19 protein-coding genes and 2 pseudogenes are annotated in these 19,647 nt (G+C 72.3%); 7 read left to right on the top strand and 14 right to left on the bottom strand.

The genetic code is table 11. The features are described from left to right. Positions 1-453 precede the first annotated feature (453 nt). Together ACIP89_RS25205 and ACIP89_RS25200 are read right to left on the bottom strand one after the other, a co-directional pair. Positions 454-1,023 carry a GNAT family N-acetyltransferase gene (locus ACIP89_RS25205; RefSeq protein WP_401928597.1) on the bottom strand — a complete coding sequence of 190 codons (570 nt, stop codon included), beginning with the start codon at positions 1,021-1,023 and terminating at the stop codon, positions 454-456. A 36-nt stretch (positions 1,024-1,059) separates the two neighbouring features. Next, complete coding sequence (locus ACIP89_RS25200) at positions 1,060-1,899, bottom strand: hypothetical protein (RefSeq protein WP_401930424.1); 840 nt, start codon at positions 1,897-1,899, stop codon at positions 1,060-1,062. 249 nt (positions 1,900-2,148) lie between these two features. Between ACIP89_RS25200 and ACIP89_RS25195 the strand changes: the two genes are divergently transcribed. Then, positions 2,149-2,718, top strand: a complete 570-nt coding sequence (locus ACIP89_RS25195; protein ID WP_402116862.1) for an excalibur calcium-binding domain-containing protein — start codon at positions 2,149-2,151, stop codon at positions 2,716-2,718. Positions 2,719-2,808: 90 nt separating this feature from the next. Here the strand turns inward: ACIP89_RS25195 and ACIP89_RS25190 are convergent, their stop codons facing one another. The 5 genes and pseudogenes from ACIP89_RS25190 to ACIP89_RS25170 all read right to left on the bottom strand — a co-directional run bounded on the left by ACIP89_RS25190 (position 2,809) and on the right by ACIP89_RS25170 (position 6,542). After that, complete coding sequence (locus ACIP89_RS25190) at positions 2,809-3,759, bottom strand: alpha/beta fold hydrolase (RefSeq protein WP_402116860.1); 951 nt, start codon at positions 3,757-3,759, stop codon at positions 2,809-2,811. A 108-nt stretch (positions 3,760-3,867) separates the two neighbouring features. Beyond that, the gene (locus ACIP89_RS25185) at positions 3,868-4,506 is read right to left on the bottom strand and encodes a TetR/AcrR family transcriptional regulator (RefSeq protein WP_402116858.1); all 639 of its coding nucleotides are present in this window, start codon (positions 4,504-4,506) and stop codon (positions 3,868-3,870) included. A gap of 133 nt (positions 4,507-4,639) precedes the next feature. After that, a complete protein-coding gene (locus ACIP89_RS25180) occupies positions 4,640-4,798 on the bottom strand; it encodes a hypothetical protein (protein WP_401928586.1) in 159 nt (52 codons plus the stop codon). A gap of 206 nt (positions 4,799-5,004) precedes the next feature. After that, a pseudogene (locus ACIP89_RS25175) lies at positions 5,005-5,855 on the bottom strand (hypothetical protein). Between the two features lie 348 nt (positions 5,856-6,203). Then, positions 6,204-6,542 (bottom strand): MerR family transcriptional regulator, encoded by a 339-nt coding sequence (locus ACIP89_RS25170; protein ID WP_402116857.1) that lies wholly within the window; start codon positions 6,540-6,542, stop codon positions 6,204-6,206. Between the two features lie 875 nt (positions 6,543-7,417). Between ACIP89_RS25170 and ACIP89_RS25165 the strand changes: the two genes are divergently transcribed. Further along, the gene (locus ACIP89_RS25165; protein ID WP_402116855.1) at positions 7,418-8,599 is read left to right on the top strand and encodes a PP2C family protein-serine/threonine phosphatase; all 1,182 of its coding nucleotides are present in this window, start codon (positions 7,418-7,420) and stop codon (positions 8,597-8,599) included. Between the two features lie 106 nt (positions 8,600-8,705). On the opposite strand, the gene ACIP89_RS25160 is transcribed toward ACIP89_RS25165, so the two are convergent. The 5 genes from ACIP89_RS25160 to ACIP89_RS25140 all read right to left on the bottom strand — a co-directional run bounded on the left by ACIP89_RS25160 (position 8,706) and on the right by ACIP89_RS25140 (position 14,729). Further along, entirely contained in the window at positions 8,706-9,647 is a 942-nt protein-coding gene (locus ACIP89_RS25160; RefSeq protein ID WP_402116853.1) for an SDR family oxidoreductase, read from the bottom strand. A gap of 456 nt (positions 9,648-10,103) precedes the next feature. Continuing rightward, positions 10,104-11,417, bottom strand: a complete 1,314-nt coding sequence (locus tag ACIP89_RS25155; protein WP_402116852.1) for an NtaA/DmoA family FMN-dependent monooxygenase — start codon at positions 11,415-11,417, stop codon at positions 10,104-10,106. A 778-nt stretch (positions 11,418-12,195) separates the two neighbouring features. Beyond that, positions 12,196-12,813, bottom strand: a complete 618-nt coding sequence (locus ACIP89_RS25150) for a class F sortase (RefSeq protein WP_401928576.1) — start codon at positions 12,811-12,813, stop codon at positions 12,196-12,198. A 46-nt stretch (positions 12,814-12,859) separates the two neighbouring features. Next, complete coding sequence (locus tag ACIP89_RS25145; protein WP_401930394.1) at positions 12,860-13,528, bottom strand: hypothetical protein; 669 nt, start codon at positions 13,526-13,528, stop codon at positions 12,860-12,862. A gap of 271 nt (positions 13,529-13,799) precedes the next feature. Continuing rightward, a complete protein-coding gene (locus tag ACIP89_RS25140; RefSeq protein WP_402116849.1) occupies positions 13,800-14,729 on the bottom strand; it encodes a helix-turn-helix transcriptional regulator in 930 nt (309 codons plus the stop codon). Positions 14,730-14,785: 56 nt separating this feature from the next. On the opposite strand from ACIP89_RS25140, the gene ACIP89_RS25135 reads away from it, so the two are divergent. Continuing rightward, positions 14,786-15,253, top strand: coding sequence for a hypothetical protein (locus tag ACIP89_RS25135; RefSeq protein ID WP_402116847.1), 468 nt, complete (start codon positions 14,786-14,788; stop codon positions 15,251-15,253). Next, the gene (locus tag ACIP89_RS25130; protein ID WP_402116846.1) at positions 15,250-15,798 is read left to right on the top strand and encodes an NIPSNAP family protein; all 549 of its coding nucleotides are present in this window, start codon (positions 15,250-15,252) and stop codon (positions 15,796-15,798) included. Before ACIP89_RS25135 ends, ACIP89_RS25130 begins: the two co-directional genes overlap by 4 nt. A gap of 19 nt (positions 15,799-15,817) precedes the next feature. Here ACIP89_RS25130 and ACIP89_RS25125 read toward each other — a convergent pair whose 3' ends face one another. Beyond that, on the bottom strand, positions 15,818-16,195 hold the full coding sequence (locus tag ACIP89_RS25125; protein ID WP_073736331.1) for a hypothetical protein: 378 nt from the start codon (positions 16,193-16,195) through the stop codon (positions 15,818-15,820). A gap of 154 nt (positions 16,196-16,349) precedes the next feature. Between ACIP89_RS25125 and ACIP89_RS25120 the strand changes: the two are divergent. The 3 genes and pseudogenes from ACIP89_RS25120 to lnt all read left to right on the top strand — a co-directional run. Beyond that, positions 16,350-16,634 (top strand): annotated as a pseudogene (locus ACIP89_RS25120) (universal stress protein); the annotation flags it as partial. A 112-nt stretch (positions 16,635-16,746) separates the two neighbouring features. Beyond that, positions 16,747-17,247 carry a nuclear transport factor 2 family protein gene (locus ACIP89_RS25115; protein WP_402116844.1) on the top strand — a complete coding sequence of 167 codons (501 nt, stop codon included), beginning with the start codon at positions 16,747-16,749 and terminating at the stop codon, positions 17,245-17,247. 141 nt (positions 17,248-17,388) lie between these two features. Next, positions 17,389-19,017 carry an apolipoprotein N-acyltransferase gene (lnt, locus tag ACIP89_RS25110; RefSeq protein ID WP_402116842.1) on the top strand — a complete coding sequence of 543 codons (1,629 nt, stop codon included), beginning with the start codon at positions 17,389-17,391 and terminating at the stop codon, positions 19,015-19,017. Between the two features lie 18 nt (positions 19,018-19,035). On the opposite strand, the gene ACIP89_RS25105 is transcribed toward lnt, so the two are convergent. Beyond that, complete coding sequence (locus ACIP89_RS25105; protein WP_402116840.1) at positions 19,036-19,395, bottom strand: hypothetical protein; 360 nt, start codon at positions 19,393-19,395, stop codon at positions 19,036-19,038. Between the last annotated feature and the right edge of the window lie 252 nt (positions 19,396-19,647).

The raw sequence follows: 19,647 nt of genomic DNA, 5'->3' as shown, positions 1-19,647 counted from the left end.
TGGGTGAAAGCCGTTGCGGCGCAAGCGCGTTGAGGGATTCCGGCGGAACTGGAGTCGACCGCTCAGCCGAGGAGCGGAAGGGAGGCAGGCCGTCCGGCGGACCGCTGGCCGGGCGGTGGGGACATGACGTCGGCCGTCATCCGGCTACGGGTGCCCGCAGCCGGTCATGTCCTTGGGGTGGGAGACAGAAGCGGCCGCGTCGGCCCCTCTTCGCGATCCTGCTGCTGGTGCTGGGCAAACCGCGTCGGGCGGCTCGGACACGGGACATGAAGCCCAGTCAGTCGTCTTCTTCGTTGCCACCCCTAATGTACTATCCCGTGATCTGTCGGGCATTAACCCGTTAGGGTGGCCGATTTCACCGTCAAGGTGACCGGAGGGGCGACCGGATCCAGGTCCAGCAGCTCCCCCGCGCCCCGCCGTGTCCGCGCCGGTGGCACTCGGGGTACCGGGCGGTCAGGGGCGGGGAGCGCCTCCGGCGGGTGGTGCGGGGCGGTACAGCCGCCAGATCACTTCGATCCCGGTCCCCGAGGGTGCCGTGGGCGGTGCGGCGAGTTCACGACGGACCACGGTAAAGCCCAGTCGGCGCGGTATGGCCGCGCTCGCGGTGTTGGCCGAGTCGTGCGCGATCTCCAGATACCGCACAGCGGGCAGCGTGAACATCTCGCTGATCAGTGCCGCCGTCGCTCTCGTCGCGATGCCCCGGCCGGTGGCGGAGGGGTGCAGCCAGTACCCCACGAACCAGCCCGTCGGGTCGGCCCCTCGGTAGGCCTGGCACATGCCGACGAGGGTGCCGTGCTCGGTGACGGCGTAGTTGTACACCCGGCCACCGGCCCAGCCGGAACCGGACTTCGCCAGGAACCCCCGGGTGTTCTCCTCGCCGTGCAGGGCGACCCACGGCTCCCAGGGGCTCAGGTGGTCCACGGACTCCTCGATCAACTGGTGCGCCGAGGAGAAGTCGCGCTGCCCCCGCCAGCGGCGGAGGGCGACATCTCCGCACTCGATGACGGGCCTCGGTCGTTCCATGGCAGCCATGATTGTGCGTGAACGGGCCCGCCGCAGCTATTTTTCCGGGTCCGGTGGCTTCACCGGCTCGCTGCCGGTGGCGTACACCGTGGCGATGATGCCGTCGGGAAACCGCTCGTTGCGCAGCAGGACCCAGGTGTTCCCGTGCCCGTCCTCGATGACTGCCTCCTCGGTACGGGGCCAGTGCGGCAGGACGTCGTCCGCCAGGTGGGCGGCGAGCCGCCGCGCGATCCCGTCGATGGTGTCACGGGTGACCTTCAGGCCGAGGGTGTGCCTGGCGTACAGGTTGAGGGCCTTGCCGCCGATGGGCAGCGGGACGTGCCTGGACACGGCTTCCCGCTTCCAGGCCGCGAGACCCCCGGAGCCGCTGATGCGCGAGGTGACACCCGTGCGGTATTGGGCCCAGGTGCGTTCCGCGTGACGGGTGCAGTAGCGCAGGACGTGGCTGCGGTCCGCGCTGATGACCAGGCCGTATCCGTGCTTGCGGAAGTAGATCCGCCACGTGCCGGTACCGCTCCGCTCAGTGGTGGCCTGCTCGGAGATGAGGTCTTCGAGCAGGGATCGGATCTGCGTCTCGGCGATCTGCGGAGCGACGGCGTGCACTCTGCTGTACGTGGCGACGGCGCCAGGCGTGACGTCCACTTCGTACGCCTCGTCGGAGTCCATGCCGAGGGCGCCGGGTGTCCAGGCACCGGGACCCCACCGCCACTCGGAGCGGCGCGGCCCGGCGGCGTCACGGGTCACGGCGGGCGTCACGGTCGTGTAGCCGTCGCACCGGCCGCACCAACCGTCGGCGCGGTTGGTGGTGTTGGAGCACGCGGTGCCGTCGGCGGCGTATCGGCGGCACGGGCGCCGGGGCGGTGCTGGGGTGATCAAATCACCTCTCCTGTCCGGTCGGTGTAGCCGGCGGTGCGGGCTGCTGCCACTCCGTTGAGCGTAGGCGCCGGATGCCCGTTCGGTCCCGGATTCGCGCGGCCTTCCCGTGCGGGCCTCACGCGCGGTCGACGAAGTGCCTACCTGGCGTCCACTACTTGGTCACAACTTCATCACCAATGGAATGGACGGCTCACACCGGCCCGTACGGGCTCGCTACGGTCATCCCCCACCGCACCGCCTGGGGGACCCATGTCACGCACTCCGCCGCCGCAGCAGCCGCCCTGGGGGCAGCCGCCCGAGCCCACCGGGCCCAACCCGTATGCGCCCGTGGCGCCTTCCGGGGGCCGGCCGGGCGGGACGAGGAAGCGGATCATCATTCCGGCGGCGGTCGTCCTGCTCTTCGTGGGCGTCGCCATCGGCGCTTCCGACGACGGCACCAGGACGGAGAAGGCCGCCGAGGCGAAGGCCGCGCCCGCGGCAACCGTCACCACAACGGCGACGGCAACGGCGACCGCATCCGCCGAACCCCTGCCCGCCGTGACAGAGACCGTCACCGCCACCCCGAAGCCGGTCCCGGCCGTGACGAAGACGAAGACCGTCCGGGTCACCGTCGCGCCCGATTCCGGTACGTCCGGCGGGTCCGGCACCTCGGGCGGGTCCGGCACCGCGGGCGGCTCCGGGTCCGGCGGTGGCTCCGATTCGGCGTACTACGCCAACTGCACCGCCGTCCGGGCCGCCGGCGCCGCCCCCATCCACGCCGGGGAACCCGGCTACGGACGGCACCTGGACCGCGACGGCGACGGAGTCGGCTGCGAATAGGCGAACAGGCGCCCGGTTACCGGACAGCTCGGGGCTGCGACGGGGCTGCGACCGGAGCTGCGACGGGGCTGCGAAGCTCCGGCCGCCGCGTCACCGGTGGCGCGCGGCCACGAACTCCCGGATCGCCAGCGCCAGCCGCTCCGGCTGGTCCAGCGGCACGAGCGTCCGGCTGTCGGGGATCTCGGCCAGCCGCCCCTGCGGAAGGAGCTCCGCGAGGCGCCGGCCGTGCGCGGGCGGCATCACGCGGTCACCGGCCGCCCAGACGACGAGCGCGGGGCGGTCGAAGGAACCCAGGGCGCCGGCGGCACCGGCCAGCCGCCTGGCGTCCTCGGCCGCCGCCCGCAGTGTCCGGACCGCGTCCCGGCGGATGCCCGGCCGGGTCATGACGGGCCGCGTCCACCGCCGGGTGGCCGCGTCGCCCCGGCGGGTCAGCCAGCCGAACGCGACCGGGAGGCGGCGGACCGGACGCAGCCGCATCTGCTGCATGAACAGCCCGAAGAGACGGGGCGACAGCCGGCCCGCGAGCGCGAGAGTCCTGCCGGTCACCCGGGCCGGATAGTTGTCGAACGCCTCGCAGGAGACGAGCACGATCCGCCCCACCCGCGCGGCGCGGCCGCCGTCCCCCTCGGCGATGAGCAGTTGGACCAGGGCCCCGCCCGTGTCGCTGCCGACGAGCGTCACGTCGCGCAGGTCCAGCCGGTCGAGGAACTCCGCGACCAGCCGGGCCGTCCCGCTGAGCGACAGATCGGCGTCCGCGCCCATCGGGTGCGGATGCGCGCCGAGGGGCAGCGTCGGCGCCAGGCACCGGTGGCCGGCGGACAGCCCGGACACCGTCCCGTCCCACAGGGACGCATCCATCATCAGCCCGTGCAGCAGGACCACCGTCGGTCCGTCGCCGCCGGTGTCCTCGTAGGCGACCGTCCCGGCGGAGAGTTCGATCTCCTTCGTGCCCGTCGTGTTGGTGGTGCCTCCGGGGCGGCGGGCCGCTCCCCGGGCGCCTGCGACGGATGGGACCTTCTGGGGTTCCGCGGACGTGCTCATGACGGCCTCCGGGTGGGCGGGATGCATCCCTCCCAGAAAGTGAACCATGTGGTTCACATCGTGTCCATCGCCCGGCTGCCCCCGCTCCGCCGTCCCGGGCCCGGACACTCACTCCCCGGCCGCCTCCTCCCGTTCCAGCGCGCGCACCAGCGCTTCGAACCCAGCGGCGACCCCCGCGGTGTCGCCGCTGGTCCGGGCGTCCACCAGGAAGCCGCGGAGCGTCGCGAGGACCATCTCGGCGACCTCCAGCCTGCGGTGCCCGGACCAGTGCTCCGGGCAGACCGCGAGCAGCGTGGGCAGATACTGCCGGGACGCCTCGCGGCCGAGTGCGGCGTAGCGTCCGGAGTCGTACATCGCCAGGCCGATGGCCTGGTCGAGCACCGCCGCCTCGTCGTCGCTCAGCAGAATGGGCCAGATCGCCCGCACCCAGTCCCCCAGCGACCGGCGGGCCCCTTCCTCGGTGGCGGCGGCCAGTGCCTTCCCGATGCGACGGCGGCGCAACTGGACGGTGGCCTGTACGAGAAGGTCGTCGGCGCCGTCGAAGTGGTAGAGGAGCACCTTGTGCGTGGTGCCGGCCGCACGTGCGGCGCGCCGCAGCGAGAAGTCCACGATCCCGTTGGCCGCGAGGTCCTCCGTGACGCGGTCCAGCAGTTCCCGGCGCCGGGCCTCACCGCGCGGCGATCCCGCCGATCGCCGGTAGCCCGCTCGGTCCGGGGAGCCTTCGCCGGCAGAGGCAGAGATGTTCATGCCGACAGCTTCCATCACGGGCCGCGCACGCACAGCCGGGGGCCGCCCCTGGTGCGGGGCCGGTGCCCGGTACGGGGCTGCCCCGTACCCGCTCGGCGGGTACGGGGCAGCCCTGAGCCCGGTCCGGCAGCCGTCACTCGGTCTCGACGAAAGGCGGAAGATCGGGTTCGACGAACAGCCCCTGGTAGCGCGGCGTCGGTTGGGCCTCGTCACGGCCCGGGGCCTCGGCCGCCGAGCCAGCGGCGCTCTCGTCCGAGCGCCGCTGAACCTGGCGGGGCGGGGTATCAGCCATCGGGTCTCCTGTACATCGCAGTTGTGGTGAGAGCCCCGTGGCCGACCGGTCCGTGGACCGCGGCGACGACGGGGGTGTGGCATCGTCCCGGTCCCACACCCACCAGGGCACCGGTATCCGACGAGGCTTGCAGAGACTATCCGTTGCCGCTGGTCCGGCCGTCGGCACCGTCGCCGGTGCGCCCCGTGTCCGTCTTCACGGCCGCATCAGTGAGCGGCGACCGCCCGCACCAGCGCTGCCGCGACAGCCGCCGCGTAGCAGCCGGCGGCGGCCCGCACCACGGACACGCGGGTGTGCGGGCTCCACGATGTCATGGCCAGGAGGCGTGCCAGTACCGGGAGCACCAGGACGGCGTGCGGGCTGACGCCGTGCAGGGGCTTGAGCAAGGCCGTGGAGGCGTATCCGGCCAACTGGTGCCCGGTGCGGGTGAGATACACGCCGCGCGCGATCATGGCCGCGACCGGCAGCAGCCCGATGAGGAGGATCCCGCAGCCGGCCCGGAGCGCGAGCGCCATGCCGGGCGGGCCGCCGGGCCGCCGCAGGAACGCGGCGGCCGAGAGCGTGGAGAGAATGGCGACCAGCCCCCGCCGCCGACGGCCGGCGTCATGGAGATCCCGGTGCCGAAGGGGGTCTCCATATTGAAGTGGAACGGCACATGCCGCCAGGCCTGCACGGTGATCCCGGCGACCTCCCGTACACAGTCCGCGGCGAACAGCCCGAGCAGCACGGTCCGGGTGCGGACACCGATCCGCAGATCCGAGGAGACCCAGGCGATCGCGATGAGCGTCAGGCCGAAGGAGAGGCCGAAGGAGAGGCCGAAGGAGAGGCCGAACGTGACGGGCTTGCGCCAGGACACCGGACCGCCCCAGGAGCCGCCGCCGACGAGCAGGACGACGAGGTGGACCAGCCCCGACGCGATCAGCACGGCCCCCGTCGCGCAGCAGAGCCGTTCGACGGGCCGCCGCACCCCGCTCCGGCTGCGGAAGGGTGCGGGCCGGCCGGGGACGTTGCTGTCCGCCCGTCCGGCCGGGGCTGTCGCTGGCGTCCGGTTCTCCATGTGCCGCAGGATCCCCCGGCGTGCGCCGGCACGTCGCCGTACACCGGAAGGCGGTGGCCGTACGCCCGGTGGAGTAGCGGCGGGCGCCGGAGGCTCCCGGCACGCGGACCGGGAGACTCCGGTCCGCGGCCGGCGATCCCGCCACCCGCGGCGGCCGCACCCCCCGGGCCGGGTCCGGGCCCGGCACCCACGGCCGTGAACGCGCTGACGCCGCGGGGGAAGCCGGTCGGCGTCGCGCACGCGGGTGCCTCCGAAACCTTGGCAGGCGATGCGGCGTCGCTCACGCGGGTGCCTCCAGGACCTGGTCGATGATGCGGCGCCGCCTCTCCGGCCAGGGCGAACGGTCTTTCAGTCCGCAGGCGGCGAGTCCATCGGTTCGGTGGTGCGGTGGTGTTCCGCGTTGATGCGCCGGGCCTCTTCGAGCTGGTCTTCGAGGATGACGATGCGGCAGGCGGCTTCGATGGGGGTCCCTCGGTCGACGAGCTCCCTGGCGCGGGCTGCGATGCGCAGCTGGTAGCGGGAGTAGCGGCGGTGGCCGCCCGCGGAGCGGAGCGGGGTGATCAGGCGGGCCTCGCCGACGGCTCGGAGGAAGCCCTGAGTGGTGCCGAGCATCTCGGCGGCCCGGCCCATGGTGTAGGCGGGGTAGTCGTCGTCATCGAGACGGCCGAACGAGTCGTCCGCTGTCACTTGCACCTCTCTACGGAACGCGTGGAGGGGCCCTGGTGCCATTGGCACCAGGGCCCCGAAGGAACTGCTACACCATCTGCCGGCTTCGACACCGCGCCGGCTGTCTGTTTCCGCCGACCCGACCTGAACTCTGCCGGGAAAGCGGGGATCGCGGTTGCTTGACCGGAGACCACCTCACTATCGATGTCCTGCGGTACCCGGGCCCAGTGATTTCCGCCCGGGCGATCCTGATGGCGATCGGCCCCTCCGTTCTTTCCCTCTGGAATCCTTCGCCTGCGTACTGCTGGTGATGCGTACCACTCCGCGGCCTGTGACAGCGCCACTCTTCGGCATCCGGCTCCGTCGCCCGTCGTGCGTCCGCTCCGGCCCGGAACCGGTCCTGTCCACGGTGTCCCCTGATCACTGCGGGCCACCCGGTGCGGTCGTCAGTCCCGTCGCCGTCCTGCAACCACCCTGGCTCCGGAACTCCACCACCGCACCGTCCTGCGACTACCGGTACCGCTGCCCGCCAGTTCGTCTCCGACGAGCCTTGCTGTATCGGCTACAAGAGAAAAGCTAGACCACATCACTGCCCAATGTCTACTCTCGCCGACACAGTTTTCCATGTGTCCGAGAGTGAGGTAATCATCCAGCTCCTCCTCGCGCACCCCCGCCCCGACCCCCGTATCGGCCTTGGGCGGCCGCACGTCCATGCGCTCGGCCGCGCGTCCTTCCGCCCCTGAAGGAGACCGGCACTCCGCCAAGCGCAGGAAGATCCGTCCCCGGCGCGGACCCGGTCCAGCGACAGCGCCTCCGCAAATACACGCGTGTTCATAAAGGGCCGGGCGGGCAGGAGGATGTCTGAAATCTAGGAGGCTGTTGTGACGAGTACGCGCATGGGACTGGCTGAGGTGCTGGCGGCGGCCGAGAACGCGGCGCCGGTGGCCTCTCTCGATGTCGTGGCGGGCAATCTCCGCGACCGCTTCGGCGCGCAGTACGTGTCGTTCCTGTTCGTCGACCTTGTCGGCCAACGCCTTCTGCGGGTCAGTGACACGGCGCCGCAGGCGCGCCGGACCGGGCAGATACCCCTGCCCGGCAGCAGCTTGTACGACGAGGTCCTGCGCACCCAGAAGCCGGTGCGGGCATCCGAGAACGGACACGGCCAGCGGGTACTCGCACCGGTCACCAATCGCGGCGACACCATCGGCGTCGTGGAACTCTTCCTTCCCCAGGTCACTCAGGAGGTGCTGGAACAGGTCGAGGAGGCCGCGCACGCGCTGGCGTACATCATCGTCACCGACCGGCGCTTCACCGACCTCTACCACTGGGGCAACCGCACCACTCCGGTCAGCCTCGCCTCGGAGATCCAGCGCCAGCTCCTGCCCTCCGCCCCCTCCTGCGAGGGGGCGGAGTTCGCCCTGGCCGGCGCCCTGGTCCCGGCCTCCGACATCGCCGGGGACACCTACGACTACAGCCTGGACCGGGACACTCTGCACCTGTCCCTCACCGACGCCATGGGCCACGACGTCGAGGCATCCCTCATGGCCACCCTCCTGGTCAACGCATCCCGCGGCGCCCGCCGCGCCGGGACCAGCCTTGCCGAACAAGCCCGACAGACCCACCAGGCCCTCCTCGACCACGGCCGGCGCACCTACGCCACCGGCCAGCTCATCCGCATCAGCCTCAACGGAGCAGGCGCCCAGATCGTCAACGCGGGCCACCCCCGTCCCCTGCTGCTGCGCGACGGCAGGGTCGACGAGGTTCCCCTGACCGTGGACCTGCCCTTCGGCGTCGCCGGACAGGGCCCGTACCGAGTCCAGGACCTCGACCTGCGGCTCGGCGACCGCCTGCTGCTGTATACCGACGGCATGCAGGAACGTGAGGCCAAAGCCGTTGACCTGCCCGGACTCATCCACGACACCGCCGCCGAGCACCCTCGCGAGGTAGTGCGCGCTCTGGTCGCCGCGGTCACGGCCGCCTGCGCCGGAAACCACGCGGACGACGCCACCGTCCTGTGCCTGGACTGGCACGGCCCCACCAGACCGAGCCGCGGCTCCGGCATCTCAACCGGCACCTGATCTCGCGGCGCCCCGTCCCACAGCGAATGACCGCCGGGCGGTGACAGCCGCTCGCCGCCCCGGCGGACGTCGGGAGCGCGGGTGCCGCAGGGCGGCGCGGACCGGACTACCGGTCGGGGGGCGGACGGAAGCGGCCGGCCCGGTAGGAGTCCCAGTCGGCCCGCCCTCCGACGCCCAGGACCTCAACGGGGCGAGACAGCGTGCCGCTGGGCCGGCCCCGCAGTTCGCGCCGGGTGATCCGGGCGACGAGTGCCGGAAACACGGGGCGCAGAGGTTGGCACACGCGGAGCCACGGCGGGGCATAGATGTACGGGGCGCGGTGGGTGATGCCCTGGGTGAGCCACCGGGCTACCTGGTCGGGGGTGTGCACACGGCGGGCGACGCGGGGCTGGTTGCGTCGCAGGGCGGTGAGAACGGGATCGTCGTCGATGCCGGTGAGCATGTCGGTGCCGGTCCAGTGCAGGTAGGCGATGCCGACCTGGACGCCGTCCGGCTGGACCTCACCGCGCAGTGCGAGGGCGAACGACTCGGCTCCCGCCTTGGAGGCGCAGTAGGCGCTCATCATGGGCGCGGCGCCGAACGCGGCCGTGGAGGCGATCTGGAGGAAGTATCCGCGGGTCGACGCGAGCTGGGGCAGGAACACCCGGGCGGTGTTCGCGGACCCCGTGAGGTTGACGTCGATGACCCGCTGCCAGAGTTCGGCGCCCGTACGGTCGAACGGCCCGCTCACGGCGATGCCGGCGTTGGCCACGACCACGCTGGCGGGACCGAGTTCGGTCTCCACCCGGCGTGCGGCGTCCGCGAGCGCCGCGCGGTCGGTGATGTCGGACTCCACACAGATGGTCGGGCCGGGCAGGGTTTCAGCGGCTTCCCGAAGAGTCTCCTTCTCCCGTCCGAGCAGGGCTACGCGCATACCGGCGTCGGAGAGGCCCCGTGCGAGTGCCGCACCCACGCCACGAGCGGCGCCGGTGACGACAGCCACGCGCCCGTGCAGCGGAGGGGCAGGAGCGTGGCGGGTCCGGCGCCGCCCGTCAGAGGTGTCGTGCATCGTCGTCTCTCCTCGCTCCCGTACCGGACGCCTTCGCGGCGACGTGCTCCCTGCACCACCGTCAGCCCACGAGCTGACTACCGCCACCCGGGCCCGGCCGGTGTCGGGAGGCGAGCGGGACACCGGCCACCGAACGGCCCGACCCGCTCGGCCTCACGGCCGGCGCCGGTGGCGCTCACCAACGCGTCGGCGGAGCCCCCGAAAGCCTGGTCGGCAAGGCTCCAGCGGGCCCGTCGGAGTCGCGGGGGACGGGAGCAACGTCCTGGAGCAGACGTGCGGACCGCCCATCGCCGGTCGACGGCCCCTGATCAGACCTTCGGTGATGTCCGGAGAGCCCGGTACTGGAGCCCGGTAGCGGGCTTGACCGGGTGCTGCCGGGGCACTGGCGGAGCGGCCTCCGGAGCGGCGGCGAGCGGACGGGGCCGTCAGGTGTCGGCCCCGTCCGCCGGCCGTGGGTCAGAGCCGGGCGGGTGTGGCGGCACCGGTCGGCAGCTGGAGCCCGAGGTTCTCGCGCAAGGTGGTGCCGGTGTAGTCGTCGGCTACGATCTTCCGCCGGCGCAGCTCGTGGAGGAGGCCGTTGACGGCGAAGTCGTGCTGCTTCGGGTCCGCGAGGCCGTTCAGTGAGATGACGTCGAGGACACCCGCCCGGAACCGTTCCTCGACGGCGTCGGCCAGTTGCTCGGGGGTTCCCGCGACGGCCCAGTGGCCGGTGTCCTGGGCCGCGACGACGAGTTCCCGCAGCGTGTAGCCCTGTCGCGCGTAACGGGCGAAGATGTCGACCCGGCCGCGCCGGCGGTTCACCGAAGTGACGTCGGGCAGCAGGCTTTCCGGAAGCTTCGAGTCGAGCGGCACCTCCGACAGGTCGATCCCGCCGCCGAGCATGTCGGCCACCTGGGCCCGGCCGTGTTCGAAGTCGATCGCCTCGCGCCTCTCCCGTACGAGCCGCCGCGCCTCCTCCTCCGTGGCACCGTACGTGGCGTGGAACGAGCTGAAGACCAGGGGCAGTCCGCCGGGCCGCCCCAGCTGCGCGGCCCGGTCGCGGATCCTCTGGGTGAAGTCCACCGCGGCGTCGAACGTGGGGAGCGAGGTGAAGACGATCTCGGCGTATCGGGCGCCCAGTTCTCTCCCCGCCTCGGACTGCCCGGCCTGCATCTGCACCGGGCGCCGCTGCGGCAGCGGCGGGATGTTCAGCGGGCCGGCGACGGTGAAGTGGGGGCCCGAGTGGTGGATGGGACGCACCCGCTCACGATGCAGTACCGCCCGGCCGTCCGGGCCGACCCGTAGCGCGCCGGGTTCCCAGCTGTCCCACAGCGCATTGACCACATCCAGCGTCTCCGCGGCTCGCGCGTAGCGCTCCTGCGGGCTGGGCAGCTCTCCGGGCCCGAAGTTCTCCTCCCCGACGGAGGAGGTCACCAGGTTCCAGGCCGCCCGGCCGTTGCTGACGTGGTCGAGGGTGCCGAAGAGCCGGGCCAGGTTGAAAGGGTGGTGGTACGTCGTCGAGACCGTGGCGATCAGCCCGATCCGTGATGTCACCTGGCTCAGCGCCGACACGAAGACCAGTGGCTCCTGCGATCCAATGGCGCCCTGGGCGTCGAAACTGAGCAGATCGGCGGTGAACAGGGCGTCGATCCGGGCCTTCTCGGCGAGCTTCGCCACCCGTACCGCGGTGTCCAGCGTGGATCGGGTCGGGTCGACCGCGAGATCGTACGTCTCGGAGGTGCCGCCGGCCGCGGTCACCGTCTTCAGCGTTCTGGGCCGTACCGCGCTCATGACTCTCTTCCCTTCTCGCCGGGCCGGGGTGGTTGTACGTGCGGCCTCCAGCGCTCCGCCGGGCGGGTTACGGAACATGTCTGAGCGGCTTGTTCGGCGTGCCCGCACCTCGTGGCAGAGCGCCGAGCGCGCGGACACCCTGGTCCTGCTCGACGGAGGCGACCGCGGGGCCGGCAGCCGGGTCTCCTGCGCTCGGCTCCCTTCACGGTGCGTACTGCTGACATCGGGAGGGCCCTCCTCGATCGGGCGTGCGCCATGAAGTCCGGCACGTGCTCGGCTCGGACGCGGCACAGGAGACCGGTGCCGCAGAGCGACGATGCGCCGACGCCGGGCAGCGCGGCAAGGTTCTCGTTCCAGATGTCATGGGCTGGACACAGAGCGCCCGCGTGCTTAGCACCGCGGCAACATGGGCGACCGGGACCTCACGGCCGGGGCCGGCTCTGTACACCCCGCTGGACCCGGCCGCTTCGCCTCCGCCGGGCGCCTTCCGCCCGGGTCCGCGGCGGGAGCCGAACCCCGGACGACCGTGATCCCCTGACAGCTCATCGCCCCGGCCCCGCCCGCACGGCGGTGCTCGGGGCGCGGCAGGGAGGCGCCGGCCGCCGCCCACCGCTGGTGCGGGCGTACTCGGAGACTGCGAGGTCGTCCCCGGAGGGTGCCGCGGACACGTATCGCGGTCGGCACCGCCCGGCGCCGGTCAGCGGCACGCCGCGGGGAGACGCGGACGGCCGGTACCTCGCCCCCGAGGTACCGGCCGCTCCCGTGCTGCTGACGGCTTTCAGGCCGCCTGCTTCTTCAGTGATGTCAGGTGGGCGAAGACGACCACGTTGGCCGAGTAGCCGCTCTTCTTGTTGAAGCGCCCGCCGCACGTCATGAGTCTGAGCTCCGGGCGGTTTGTGGTGCCGTACACCTTGTCGTCCGGGAAATCGTCCTTCGTGTAGGTCTTGACCTCGTCGACGGCGAAGACCGCGGTACGCCGGTCGGCCCTGGAGACCCTCACCTTGTCGCCCCGGTGCAGGGCGTTGAGGTTGAGGAAGATCGCCGGCCCCGTTTCGGTGTCGCGGTGACCGACGATCAGAGAGGTTCCGGCGTCACCGGGTGAGGGGCCGTTCCGATACCAGCCCACCACCCTCGGCGTGCTCAGCGGCGGGGCGCCGAGATGACCCTTGGCATCGAGCCCGAGACCGATGACCGGGGCCTCGATGAAGATGCCGGGAACCGCGATCTTCACCGGTCGCGAGGGTGACAGGGGCGGCTGCTTGACCCGCCGCGCCGGCAGGTCTCCGCCGCCCGCGGCATCGCCGCCGCGGGTGGCGGAGACCGACGGGTCGTCGGACGAGTCCGAACTCGCCCAGACGATGCCGGCCATCAGTGAGGAGAACACGCACAGTGTCATCGTGAGACGGCATGCACGGGTCGGCCCCCGTCGTCGTCTGCGGGCCCTAGGCCTCGTTGCGGGCACGACGGCGTGCGGATCGGCGGACCATGATCAGGCCTGCGGCTCCGACCGTCCCGGCGGCCAGGGCGGCGGTCGTGCCGACGCTCCAGTCGCTGTCGGAGCTGAGGTTGGTCATGTCCGGGACGCCGCCGCCACCGGCAGGCACGCCACCGGACGGCTTCTCGTAGTTCGACTCGGCACCGGAAGCGGACGAGTCGCGGTCGTCCCTGTCCGCGCGACCGCCGTTGTTGGCGGGCTTGGAGCAGTCGACCCGGAAGCTCTTCTGCTTCGGGCCCGCCGGGACGATCCACACCAGCTGGTACGTGCCCTCCGGGAGCAGGTACTCCTGGCTGCGGGCCGAGCCGTTCACGAGGGGCAGCGTGCTCTGCAGGGTGTCGCCCGGGGGGACGGTCGGGGGCTGCGCGGTGATCGTCCAGGGAACCGCCGGGAACGACTCGAAGTTGCTCGCGTTGAGGACGAACTTGCAGACCTCCACCCCGTCGTGGCCGCGCGAGTTCCAGCCGACCGAGCGGACGTCGATGTTGCCGCTGTCGCCCGGGGCGGCGTAGGCGGCGGATGCTCCAGCCAGCGTCGCTCCGGCGATGGCGACCGCGGCAACCGCGGCACCCCCCACACGGGCACTGCGGGTACGGACGGAAGCGGAAATACGCATGCTGAACTCCTTCAAAGCAGGACGATTGTCGTACTGATCGGTTGATCGCCTAAGAGATCGCATGAATCAGTGCGAAAATATGACTTAACACTCTGAAAAAGTCGATGCATACCCTGAGTAGCCGATAGCGGCGGGGTCGAGAGGGCCCCGTGCGGGCGATGCCGGGCCCCTGTCGGCGGCCGCCCCGCGTGTGGCGTGGACGGGCGGCCCGATGGCTCCGCTCGCGCACATCAGGCACCGGCGTCCGGTCCGGAGAGCCCTCCGCCCGGGGTCACCCTTCGTAGCGGGCGGCCAGGGTCCGTACCGTCTCGGCGATGCGGTCGCGGAGTTCAGCCGGTGCCACGACCTCGACGTCGGCGCCCAGCCGCAGGAACTCCCCTTGGGCGTGGTCGATCGACTCGATGGGCACCCGGACCTCCGTCCAGCCGGCACCGGCGGATGGGACACCGAGGCGGCGGGCACCCTCCGGGGTGAGCCGCAGCAGCGCCTCCCCGGTGTGCAGTCGCGCCCGGAAATCGGCCAGATAGCTGTTCCAGTGCCTGGTCAGGTCGAACCCGTCCTGGACGACGAACTCTTCTTCCAGCGGCCGGAGTTCGAGGATCTGGTCGATCCGGTAGGAGCGGATCCCGGATGGTCCGTCGGCGACCAGATACCAGCGGCCGGCCTTGAGGACGAGCCCGTACGGCTCCACCCGCCGTTCGATCTCCTCCGGCGCCCGCCAGCGCCGGTACCGCAGTACCACGGCCCGCCGCGCCCACACCGCGGCGGCGGCCGCGGCCAGGTGAGGTGTACGGTCGGCGTCGCCGTACCAGCCGGGGGCGTCGAGCAGGAAGCGCTCCTGGATCCGCTCGGCGTGCTCGCGCAGCTCCGCCGGAAGGGCGGCCCGCAGCTTCAGCCGGGCGGTGGCGAGCGCCTCGCCGAGGCCGAGCTCGGCGGCGGGGCCGGGAAGTGCGGCGAGGAACGCGGCCTGCGACTCGTCCGCGGTCAGTCCGGTGAGCCGGGTCCGGTAGCCGTCGACCAGCCGGTAGCCGCCCGCGTGTCCGGCGTCACCGTACAGCGGGATACCCGCGGCGCCGAGCGCCTCGACGTCGCGGTAGACGGTCCGTACGGAGACCTCCAGTTCCCCGGCCAGCTGCCGGGCCGTCATCCGGCCCCGGTTCTGGAGCAGCAGAAGCAGGGTGACCAGCCGGCTCGCACGCATGCCGCTCAGTATCCACTGACAGAGGATGTCAGTGGAGCGGCCCTAACCTGCGGCGCATGGACGACTTCGACTTCCTGCACGGCTCCTGGGACGTGGCCGGGCGCCGTCTCACCGCACCGCTCGCCTCGGACCCCGGTACCTGGGCGGAGTTCCCCGCTCCCCCGGTGGTCCGGCCGCTCTTCGGAGGCGCCGGCAACACTCACGAGGTCACCTTTCCCGCCCTCGACCGTCAGGGCGTGGCCCTGCGCCTCCTCGACCGGGAGCCGGAGCGGTGGTCCCTCCGCTGGCCCGACAGCCGGACGGGCCGACTGGATCCGCCGGTGACCGGCGGCTTCACCGGTGACCGCGGGGACTTCCACGGAGAGGACAGCCACGACGGCCGACCGATCCGGGTGTACTTCGCCCGGCACCGCCTCGGCCCGGACACGGCCCGCCGGGAGCAGGCGTTCTCCGCCGACGGCGGCCGCTCCCGGGAGTTCAACTGGATCATGGACCTCGCCCGCACGGGGCAGGTAGCCGTATGAGCATCGTCGAACTCCGGCAGTACACCCTGCGTTCCGGAGCCCGGGAGACGCTGATCGAGCTGTTCGAGCGCGAGTTCGTGATCGGTCAGCAGGCGGTCGGCATCACCGTCGGAGGCCGTTTCCGCGACCTCGACGACCCGGACCGTTTTATCTGGCTGCGCGCGTTCCCCGGCATGGCGCACCGCCGGCGCGCGCTGGAGGCGTTCTACACCGGCCCGGTCTGGCGGCAGCACCGCGACGCGGCCAACGCCACCATGGTCGACAGCGACAACGTCCTGCTGCTGAGGGGTCCGGGCTTCGTGCCTCCGCCGGGCTCCGGTGAAGTGCTCGCGACGGTCTGCCACCCCGCCGACGCCGCTGCCTTCGACGCGTACGCCGCCCGACATCTGAATCCGGTCCATGCGCTGCACCGCACCGAGCTCGCCGAGAACGACTTCCCCCGTCTGCCCGTCCGCACCGGAGAGGACGTCCGGGTCTGGTTCGGCCCGGCCGAGCCACCGCCCTGGCCGACCGGGCGGCTGCGGCTGGCACCCGTGACGCCTTAGCCTGGGGCTTCCGGGAGGTTCAGACTTCCGTCTCCCCCGGCCCCTCGGTGCCGAACTGTTCGGCCCTCAGCGCGAGGTCCTGCAGCACATCGGCGGACGACACCTCCGTCTGGCCGGAGTCGTGCACCTGCGCCAGCATCGCGAACGCCAGGGTGAACGCTCCGACCAGTTGCTCCACCGCGCCGCCGACCTCACGGCCGACCAGGCCCACCACGTCCTCGATGGTGGCGTCCTCCGGGATCGCGATCCGCGGCATCGTCTCGTTCAGGAGGGCGGTCACCACGGTCGAGTCGTTGCTGGGATCACCGCGGTCAGGGCTCTCCTCCAAGAGCCTCCGCATCTCGCCCGCTTCGGTGAGGATGCCGATCACACGCTTCACGACTTCGCTCTGCTCCATCCCGTGAGCATAGGTGCAGGCGCGACGGCAGACGAGGACAACAGCGTCCATGTCATTCGTGATCTCCGTCGCCCGGCTCCCCCGCCCGGTGGCACCACCTGGCTCTCCCCCGCCCCACCGTGCCGGGCCCCTGGACGGGGGTTCTCCTCGATGCTTGTCCGGCGGCCGCGTCTTCGACCGGAAGGCTGCCGCCGGCTCGGCCGAGCACACTCTCGCCGAGCTCACGGCGGGCCGGCGGGAGGACTACCCGCAGGTCGAGGCCGTGATGAAACCCGTCAACGGCTCCGCGTCGCCACGCCGGCCGCGGCATCGGCGACCGCGGGCCCTGACGGTGATCGGGCGGCGCAGGGGCGGCGAGTCGCTCGGCCTCGGCCCCTCCCCGGTGGCGCGGACCACGCTCAGCCATGCGCGGGGCCCGGTGGCCGTGGTCCCCGGCTGACCCCGTCGGCCCGCGCCCCGCCGGACCCGGCGGCGCCTCTTCGCGGCCGGCCGGGGTCCGCGGCCGGTGCACGGCTCTTGGCCCCTGGCGCCCTTGGGCCCAGACTGACCCGATGACGCAGCGTGTGGACCTCTCGACCGTGATGGACCGGATCTCCATCGACGCAGTGATCACCGGCTACGCGGTGGCGGTGGACGACGGCGAATGGGCGGACTACCGGGCGCTGTTCGCCCCGGACGGCCGCGCCGACTACCGCACCGCGGGCGGTATCGAAGGGCCCGCCTCCGAGGTGGCGCAGTGGCTCTCGCAGACCATGCTGCTCTTTCCCGTACGGCAGCACCTGATCGTCAACCGCCGGCTCGACCTCCAGGATCTCGGCGGCTATCCGGGGGACGGCGCCCGGGTGCAGGCCGACTACATGAATCCGATGCGGCTCGCGAAGGACGACGAAGGCGCCGGGAGCGGTACGGACGAAGCCCGTACCGCACCGAACTTCGTCTCCGGCGGGCGCTACGCCTTCGAGCTGGTCCGCACGGAGGACGGCTGGCGCATCCGGGGCGTGACCGTTCAGGAGAAGTGGCGGAGCATGACGGGCGCCCTCGCCGCCGGCTGATCCGCGCCGGTCCGCTTCCGCTGCCCCAGACTGGGGGAGAACACGGGAACGGGTTCCCGGGAGACCGGGTTTCCGAGGACCGGGTTCCGAGGGACCGGGCGGCGCGGGCAGGACGATGCGGGCAGGACGAGGAGGCGCTCCATGTGGACCGGGGCCGGGCAGCGGCGCGAGTGGGGCGAACGGCTACTCGGATCCACCGTGTGGCGTGGCGGCGTCGCGCTCCTCGCCGGTGCGCTGCCGGCGCTGGCGTTCCCCGCCCCCGCGCTGTGGTGGTTCGCCTACGTCGCCCTGGTGCCCCTGCTGCTGCTGATCCGGTCCGCCGGCACGGGCCGCCGGGCGGCCGTCGACGGGTGGCTCGGCGGCACGGGATTCATGCTGGCCGTGCACCACTGGCTGATGCCGAGTCTCCATGTGTTCATCGTGGTGCTGGCGGCGCTGCTCGGTCTGCTGTGGGCGCCGTGGGGGCTGCTCGTCTCCCGTCTGCTGGGCGGGCGGCTGTCCGGTACGGCGGCGGTGGCGGCCGTGATCCTGGTGCCGTGCGGCTGGCTGATGATCGAACTGGCCCGCTCCTGGGAGGCGCTCGGCGGCCCCTGGGGGCTGCTGGGCGCGAGCCAGTGGCAGGTGGCACCGGCGCTCCGGCTGGCCTCCGTGGGCGGGATCTGGCTGGTGAGCCTGCTGGTGGTGGCGGTGAACACCGCGCTCACCGTGCTGCTGGTGGCCTCTGCCGCCCGCACGGCGGCGGTCGTCTCGCTCGTGGCGGGCGCCGTGGTGGTGGGCACGGTGTGGGTGTGGGCGCCCCGGCCGGAGCGGTCGGGGGTGGCGCGGATCGCCATCGTCCAGCCCGGCGTCATCGAGGGGCCCGGCAGTGTGCAGCGCCGGTTCGCCCGCAGTGAGGAGCTGACGCGCTCGCTGGCGGGCCGGGATCTCGACCTGGTCGTGTGGGGCGAGAGCAGTGTCGCGGTGGATCCGGTCCGGCGGCCGGATGTCGCGGCCCGGATCGCGGCGCTGTCGCGGCTGGTGGGCGCGGACGTGCTGGTGAACGTGGACGCGAGGCAGACCGACGCCTCCGGCCGGACCGGCATCTTCAAGAGTGCGGTGCTGGTGGGCCCGCACGGGCTGACCGGGGACCGTTACGACAAGATGCGGCTGGTTCCGTTCGGCGAGTACGTCCCGGCCCGTTCGGCACTGGGCTGGGCGACCTCGATGGGCAGGGCAGCGGGCGAGGACCGGCTGCGCGGCGCCCGGCAGGTGACGATGGCGCTGCCCGGTACGGACCGGCCGCGCATCGGCCCGCTGGTCTGTTTCGAGTCCGCGTTTCCCGACATGAGCCGGCAGCTGACCCGGGACGGTGCGCAGGTGCTGGTCGCCCAGTCCTCCACGTCGTCGTTCCAGCACGGCTGGGCACCCGCCCAGCACGCCTCGCTCGGCGCGCTGCGGGCCGCGGAGAACGGCCGCCCGATGGTGCATGCCACGCTGACCGGCGTCAGCGCGGTGTACGGCCCGCAGGGCGAGCGGATCGGCGCTCCGCTCGGTACGGGCACGAGCGGAGCCGAGGTGTTCGGCGTGCCCATGGCCGGCGGCACCACGCTCTACGTCCGGCTGGGTGACTGGCCGTTGTACGGCGCGCTGGCGGTCCTGGCCGCGTTCTGCGCGTTCGAGGGGGTGCGGTCCGTGCGCGGCAGGCCCGGCCGGTCCGTGCCGGTGGGGGCGGTCTCCTCGGGCGGCGGGGCCCCGGACGGAGTCGCCGCGGTGACCAGGTCCGCGCGGTGAGGCGTGACGGGTGCGCGTTCAGTACGTGTTCCGGCCCGGACCGTTCACGGCGACGATGTCGCCCATGGCGTCGACGGTGAGTGCGATCCGTTCGACTTTGTTGGTCACGCCGAGCACCAGCCACGCCACGCCCCACAGGAAGCAGCTGAAGACCGTCAGGACGGCGTGCAGGACGTGGTTCAGGGGGCGGCCCCTGACCATCACGACCTGGGTCTCGGAACGGGACTCCACGCGCCAGCCGCTCGCGATCCGCTGGCTGACCGCCCAGTCGAGGATCAGGGCGCGCCGCATGGCGTCGGGCGGACGGCCGTCCGCCGAGTAGTAGCCGGGCGGGGGCTGGAGCGCGCTCCAGCCCTGGGACTCGTGGCGGGGCTTCACGAGGTCACCTCCACGGGCCGGGGGTCCATCTCCCCAGCCTGCATCGCCCCCCGTCCGCACGCATCCGCAGGACCGGCGGGCGGCCCCGCGCAACGCTCACAGGGCCTGTCGTCAACCTGTCGGCGCCGCGCGGTACGCGGCGGTTCGACAACAGGTCCTAGGGCGTGTCCGGAAAGTCATGGGAGCCAGAGTTGGAGGCAGGCGAGGGTGACCATGGCTTGGTAGTGGGTGGCGCGTTTGTCGTAGCGGGTG

This window comes from Streptomyces sp. NPDC088730, assembly GCF_044751215.1.
In the GTDB taxonomy this organism is placed as follows: domain Bacteria; phylum Actinomycetota; class Actinomycetes; order Streptomycetales; family Streptomycetaceae; genus Streptomyces.
Note: the sequence above shows the minus strand (reverse complement) of the source record. Positions and strands in the feature narration are given on the sequence as shown.